This window comes from Bradyrhizobium sp. P2_E8 (genome assembly GCF_056403875.1).
In genome coordinates this window covers 1-5,869 of sequence record NZ_JBFUES010000453.1, presented here as the reverse complement: position 1 = coordinate 5,869, position 5,869 = coordinate 1, and the positions used below count along the sequence as shown (strand labels likewise).

6 protein-coding genes are annotated in these 5,869 nt (G+C 66.5%); 1 reads left to right on the top strand and 5 read right to left on the bottom strand.

Annotation, left to right across the window (positions count from 1 at the left end; translation table 11 throughout):
• The coding region (locus tag AC1D00_RS23405) for a pseudouridine synthase (RefSeq protein WP_477012285.1) at positions 1-1,613 on the bottom strand (1,613 nt) is incomplete at its 3' end.
• A gap of 119 nt (positions 1,614-1,732) precedes the next feature.
• On the opposite strand from AC1D00_RS23405, the gene AC1D00_RS23400 reads away from it, so the two are divergent.
• Positions 1,733-2,191 carry a nucleoside deaminase gene (locus tag AC1D00_RS23400; RefSeq protein WP_477012286.1) on the top strand — a complete coding sequence of 153 codons (459 nt, stop codon included), beginning with the start codon at positions 1,733-1,735 and terminating at the stop codon, positions 2,189-2,191.
• A 142-nt stretch (positions 2,192-2,333) separates the two neighbouring features.
• Here AC1D00_RS23400 and AC1D00_RS23395 read toward each other — a convergent pair whose 3' ends face one another.
• From AC1D00_RS23395 to AC1D00_RS23380, 4 genes are all read right to left on the bottom strand, one after another.
• Positions 2,334-3,236, bottom strand: coding sequence for an alpha/beta fold hydrolase (locus tag AC1D00_RS23395; protein ID WP_477012284.1), 903 nt, complete (start codon positions 3,234-3,236; stop codon positions 2,334-2,336).
• Positions 3,237-3,425: 189 nt separating this feature from the next.
• A complete protein-coding gene (gene purD / locus AC1D00_RS23390) occupies positions 3,426-4,709 on the bottom strand; it encodes a phosphoribosylamine--glycine ligase (RefSeq protein ID WP_477012283.1) in 1,284 nt (427 codons plus the stop codon).
• A 194-nt stretch (positions 4,710-4,903) separates the two neighbouring features.
• Positions 4,904-5,203, bottom strand: a complete 300-nt coding sequence (locus AC1D00_RS23385; RefSeq protein ID WP_060910428.1) for a winged helix-turn-helix domain-containing protein — start codon at positions 5,201-5,203, stop codon at positions 4,904-4,906.
• A gap of 4 nt (positions 5,204-5,207) precedes the next feature.
• Positions 5,208-5,762, bottom strand: a complete 555-nt coding sequence (locus tag AC1D00_RS23380) for a hypothetical protein (RefSeq protein ID WP_167771134.1) — start codon at positions 5,760-5,762, stop codon at positions 5,208-5,210.
• Between the last annotated feature and the right edge of the window lie 107 nt (positions 5,763-5,869).

Sequence of the window (5,869 nt, the reverse complement as noted above, 5' to 3'; positions counted from 1 at the left end):
CCCTGGTCGCGCTCCAGCGTGGCATCGATCGGACCGTACTTGACGCCCTCGACCTCGATGCCACCCTTGAGCTCGTCGAGCTGTGCCTGGGTGACGTCGCCATGGGCGCGGACGCGGTAGCGACGCAGCCAGCCGGTGTCCGGCAGCTCGAGCGTGCGCGCGAGGCCGCCGTCATTGGTGAGCAGCAACAGGCCTTCGGTGTTGAAGTCGAGCCGGCCGACGCTGATCAGGCGCGGCAGACCTTCGGGCAGATTGTCGAACACGGTCGGACGGCCCTCGGGGTCGTCATGCGTGGTCATGAGGCCGCGCGGCTTGTGATAGAGGAACAGGCGCGTGCGCTCGCGCGGCGGCAACGGCTTGCCGTCGACAGCGACGACGTCGTTCGGCGTCACGTCGAGCGCGGGCGAATTGATGACGCGGCCGTTGACGGTAACGCGGCCCTGCGTGACCATCTCCTCGGCGTCGCGGCGCGAGGCAAGCCCTGCGCGCGCCAGAGCCTTGGCGATGCGCTCGCCGACCTTCTTCGGCTTCGGCGCGTCTTCGCGGCGCGGCCGCCCCTCGAAATCCCGATCGCGCTCGCGATAGGCGCCGCGGCCACCGAAGGCCGGGCGCTTCTCGAAGATCCTGCTCTCGTCCTCGTTTTCACGGCGCGGACGATCACCGAAGCGGCCTTCGCTGCGCGGATGCTCGTGCCAGTCGGAGCGGCCTTCCGAGCGCTCGCGCGGGCGATTGAATTTCGGACGGTCGCCGCCGCGCTCGCCATCGCCGTCACGACGGGGACGATCGAACTTGGGACGATCATCGCGCGGGCGATCAAACTTGGGCCGATCGAATTTGGGCCGCTCGCGGAACGGACGATCGCCCGAGGGACGATCGTCGCGCGAACGCGAGAACCRGGGACGATCCTCGCCGCCTTCGCGCTTCTGCCAGGGCTTGTCCTCGCCGCGGTCGCGGCCGCCGAAATCCTTGCGCGGGCCCTTGCTGAAATCCTTGCGCGGCGGCCGGTCGCCGCGCGGACCCGCATCGCGCTTCTGCCACGGCTTTGAATCGCTGCGCTCGCCACGATCGCGCGGGCGGTCGCTGCGATCCGGCGCACCACGCGAAAACTTCCGTTCGCCGTCGAACTTGCGTTCCGGACGATCGCCACGCGGCGCGTAGGGCCGCTTGTCGCCGAACTTCTTGTCGCCGGTCCGGCCGGCGGGGCGGGAATCGTCGCGATCCCGGCTGCGCGGCGGACGGTCGTCACGGCCATAGGACGGGCGATCGCCGCGCGGCTTGAACGGCCGCTTCTCGCCGTCACGCGCGCCGCGATCCGAAAACGGACGGTCGCCACGTGGCTTGAAGCTGCGCTCACCGCGCTCCTCACCACCGCGGTCGTCGCGCTTGAAGCGCGGGCGGTCGCTGAAATCGCGGCGCGGGGCATCGCCCTCCTCGCGGCGGCGGAACGGACGGCTGTCGCGGTCGCCGCGGGGCGGGCGGCTGTCGCCCTTGCCCTCAGGGCCGCGCTTGGCGAACTTCTTCTCGGGGCCGCGCGGCTTGCCGGACCGGCCCTTGGCCGGGCCACGATCACGCCGGCCGCGGGAATCGTTGTCTTTGTCGCTGTCGCGAGGCATGAATAATCTCACTCAGGGGGTGGCCAGAAAGCATTGTGCGCGCTCGTTTCGAGCCGCATGCTCAGGCAAAACCGGTATTCACTCTTGCTGAAGGCGGAGCTACTAGCAGGTTTCTGGCGATGATACGAGGCTTGAAAGCCCCCTCTTTCATGGATTTGGCGCTCAAAACGGCTGAAAATGCCGGAAAGGCGGGCGAAGTTCCGATCGGATGCGTGGTCGTCCRCAATTACGAGGTCATCGCCACCGCGGCGAACCGGACGCTGACCGACTACGACCCCACCGCCCATGCCGAGATCGTTGCGTTGCGCGAGGCCGCGAAAAAGATCGGCAGCGAGCGCCTGGTCGACTGCGACCTCTACGTGACGCTGGAGCCCTGCACCATGTGTGCGGGCGCGATCTCTTTTGCAAGGGTCAGGCGGCTCTATTACGGCGCCGCCGATCCCAAGGGCGGCGCGGTGGAATCAGGCGTGCGGTTCTTTGCCTCGCCGACCTGCCATCACGCGCCGGACGTCTATTCCGGTGTCGGCGAGAGCGAAGCAGCGCGGCTGCTGCGGGAGTTCTTCCGGGAGCGGCGGTAAATTCACATATTCCGCCGTCATGCCCCGCCAAGGCGGGGCATCCTGTACGCCGCGGCCTATCGATCAACCACCACCGTCGCGGAGTACTGGATCGCCCGGTCAAGCCGGGCGATGACAGCTGTGTGTGTCGCGACAGCGCAGTTCAGCCTGCGAAGAACTCGCGCAACGCCTGCGCGGTGACGTCGGGGTTCTCCTCGGTGAGGAAGTGGCCGGAATCCACCGGCATGCCATCCAAGTTCGTGGCCCATTGCTTCCACGTATCCAGCGGTGTCGCGGCGGCTTGCGCCACGCCGGCGTTGCCCCACAGCGCCAGCATGGGAATGGTGATCTTCTTGCCGGCCTCGAAATCGGCCTTGTCGAGGTCGTAGTCGAAATAGGCGCCGGCGCGGTAGTCCTCGCACATCGCGTGCACGCGGGCGGGATCGCGAAACGGGGCGATGTAGTGCTCCAGTGCACCCTCGTCGATGGCGTCGAGCGTCTTCGATTTGGTCTGGCTCGCCATCTTGAAGCGCAGGAAGAACTCGCCATTGCCCGAGATCAGCGTCTCCGGCAGTGGTGCCGGCTGCGCCAGGAAGGTCCAGTGATAGATCTTCAGCGCGTAGGCGCGGTTCATCCGCTCCCAGTAGTTATAGGTCGGCAGGATATCGAGCACGGCAAGGCGCGACAGCCGGCCGGGATGGTCGAGCGCGAGGCGGTAGGAGACGCGGCCGCCGCGATCGTGGCCGGCCAGCGCGAAGTGCACGTGGCCGAGGCGCTCCATCGCCTCCACCATGGCCTTGGCCATCGCGCGCTTGCTGTAGGGCATGTGCAGCGCATCGCTCTCGGGCATGTCGGACCAGCCATAGCCCGGCAGGTCGGCGATGATCAGCGTGAACTTGTCGGCAAGCTGCGGCGCCACGCGGTGCCACATCACATGCGTCTCGGAGAAGCCGTGCAGGAGCAAGAGCGGCGGTCCCTTGCCGCCGACGCGGGCAAAGATACGGCCGAGGGAGGTGTTGATCCACTCGGAGGCGAAGCCGGGATAGAGGTCGGCGAGATCGGACATCTTTCTGCATCCTTGTCTGGTCAGTCGCGGAGCGGCTCCCAACAAAAATGTCGAAAACAACCCCATGCACAGTAGCACGCGTCCTCGCCGAAGGACGCTAAGCCCAACAGCCGACTACGCATTTTTGAAATGTCGATGTGGCGGCGCGATGGCGCAAGGTTCCGTGCGCGCGCAGCGGAAAAAAGCCTGTCAGCCCCTGGCCTTCTCGGCTTCCACCGCCTGCCAGCCGATGTCGCGGCGGCAGAAGCCTTCCGGCCAGTTGATGCGGTCCACGGCCTGATAGGCGCGGCCTTGCGCCTCCGTCACGGTCGCCCCCAACGCGCAGACGTTGAGCACGCGGCCGCCATTGGCGAGGATCGCGCCGTCCTTTGCGACGGTGCCGGCGTGGAAGATCTCGACGGTGTCGACCTTGGCGGCCTCCTCCAGCCCCTCGATGCGCGTGCCCTTCTGATAGTCGCCGGGATAGCCCTTCGCCGCCATCACCACGGTGAGCGCGGATTCCGGATACCAGCGCAGATCGAAATGCTTCAACTCCCCGTCGCAGGCGGCAATGAACGCCGGCACGATGTCCGACATCATGCGCAGCATCAGCACCTGGCACTCGGGATCGCCGAAGCGGACGTTGAACTCGAACAGTTTTGGGCCCTGCGTGGTCAGCATGATGCCGGCGTAGAGAATGCCGCGGAACGGCGTGCCGCGCTGCTTCATGCCGGCCACCGTCGGCAGGATGATCCTGGCCATGATCGCGTCATGGATCGCGGGCGTCACCAGCGGCGTCGGCGAATAGGCACCCATGCCGCCGGTGTTCGGGCCGACGTCGTGGTCGAACACACGCTTGTGGTCCTGCGCGGAGGCCAGCGGAATGGCGGTCTCGCCGTCGCACAGCGCGAAGAAGCTGATCTCGCGGCCCGGCAGGAATTCCTCGATCACGACCTCGGCGCCGGCTTCGCCAAAGGCGCCCTCGAACATCATGGCGATGGCGTCCTCGGCCTCGCGCACCGTCTTGGCGACGACGACGCCCTTGCCGGCGGCAAGACCGTCAGCTTTCACCACGATCGGCGCGCCCTGGCTGATGACATAGTCGCGCGCGTCCCTGGCATTGGTGAAGCGCTTGTAGGCGCCGGTCGGAATGCCGAATTCGGTGCACAGCGCCTTGGTGAAGCCCTTGGAGCTTTCAAGCTGGGCGGCCGCCCCGCTCGGCCCGAACGCCTTGATGCCGGCGGCGGTGAGATCATCGACGATGCCGGCCGCCAGCGGCGTCTCCGGGCCGACCACCACCAGCTCGACCGCATTCTTTTTGCAGAAGTCGATCACCGCCGCATGGTCGGCAACATCGAGCGCCACGCACTCCGCCTCCCGCGCGATACCGGCATTGCCGGGCGCGCACCAGAATTTGGTCACCAGGGGAGAGGCCGCGATTTTCCATGCGAGAGCATGTTCGCGGCCGCCGGAACCGAGCAGGAGAATGTGCATCGAAGGCTCGAAAAGAGGGGTTTGCTGGGGGCGGAGGTCGCACGAATCGCGGCGCGCCTCAAGGGGGCGCCGTTCCAATTCCCCGTCATTCCGGGGCGCGCGTAGCGCGAGCCCGGAATCCATTGGCCCGCAGCGTGGTAGTGAAATGGATTCCGGGCCCGTCGCTGGCGCTCCGCCCCGGAATGACGGGAGAGCTAGACCTGCTTCCCCGCGATGATCTCCTGCAACGTCGCCACATGCCGCGCGAAGGCGCCGCGGCCGGTGGCGGTGGCGGTGACCGTGGTCTGCGGCTTCTTGCCGACGAAGGCCTTCTCCACGGACACATAGCCGGCCTTGGCCAGCGTCTCGATATGCGCGCCGAGATTGCCGTCGGTGGCGCCGGTCAGCTTTTTCAGCCGCGCGAATTCGAGGCCAGCGGACACGGGCAGTGCGTTCAGCGCCGCCATGATCTTGAGCCGCAGCGGCTGGTGGATGATGTCGTCGAGCTCGGCCATCGCGCTAGATCCGCCGCATCCAGAGGCCGCCGAGGATGAGCCCGCCGCCATTGACGAAGGCCATCCAGAGCGGAAATGCCTCGCCGATGAAGAAGAAGCCGATCAGCGTCAGCGCGGAGATGCCGAGACCGATCGCTACGAACGCGTAACCAAACCAGAGGCCCGCCAGCGTGTAGAACAGCATGAAATAGATCGGCCAAAACGTGCCCAACTGGCGCGGACCGAAATGACCGATGACTGATGTCACGAGGTAGCCGAAGGCGAAGAACAAGGCGAACACCAGGACCAGCCTGATATTGAAGGCCGCGCCATGGGGCTGATGCGGCGGATTGAGCAGGCGGATCGCAACCAGACCGCCGACGCCCAGAAAGTCCGAGGCAACCCAGGCGTAGACGGCATAGACCGGCCAGAGCCAGGTCACGAGATTGGCGGCAAACACCAGGACGCCCCACCAGACAGCCGCGAGGCTCGCGAGCTCGTAGAGCTGCGACTGCTTCAACCGCTGGACGATATCGTCKATATCGGCCAGCGCCGCGGACGCCTCCTTGCTGTCGATCATGTCGTCCCTTTCTGTCCCTGGGCTATCTCGTATGACGCTCGGTGACACCTGAGCGCGCGCCTCGTCCTTCGAGACGACCGCTTCCAGCGGTCTCCTCAGGATGAGGC

Coding starts and splice junctions, on each gene's coding strand:
- AC1D00_RS23385 (WP_060910428.1), bottom strand. CDS start 5,203: ATGGCCGAGCTCGACGACATCATCCACCAGCCGCTGCGGCTCAAGATC.
- purD (WP_477012283.1), bottom strand. CDS start 4,709: ATGCACATTCTCCTGCTCGGTTCCGGCGGCCGCGAACATGCTCTCGCA.
- AC1D00_RS23395 (WP_477012284.1), bottom strand. CDS start 3,236: ATGTCCGATCTCGCCGACCTCTATCCCGGCTTCGCCTCCGAGTGGATC.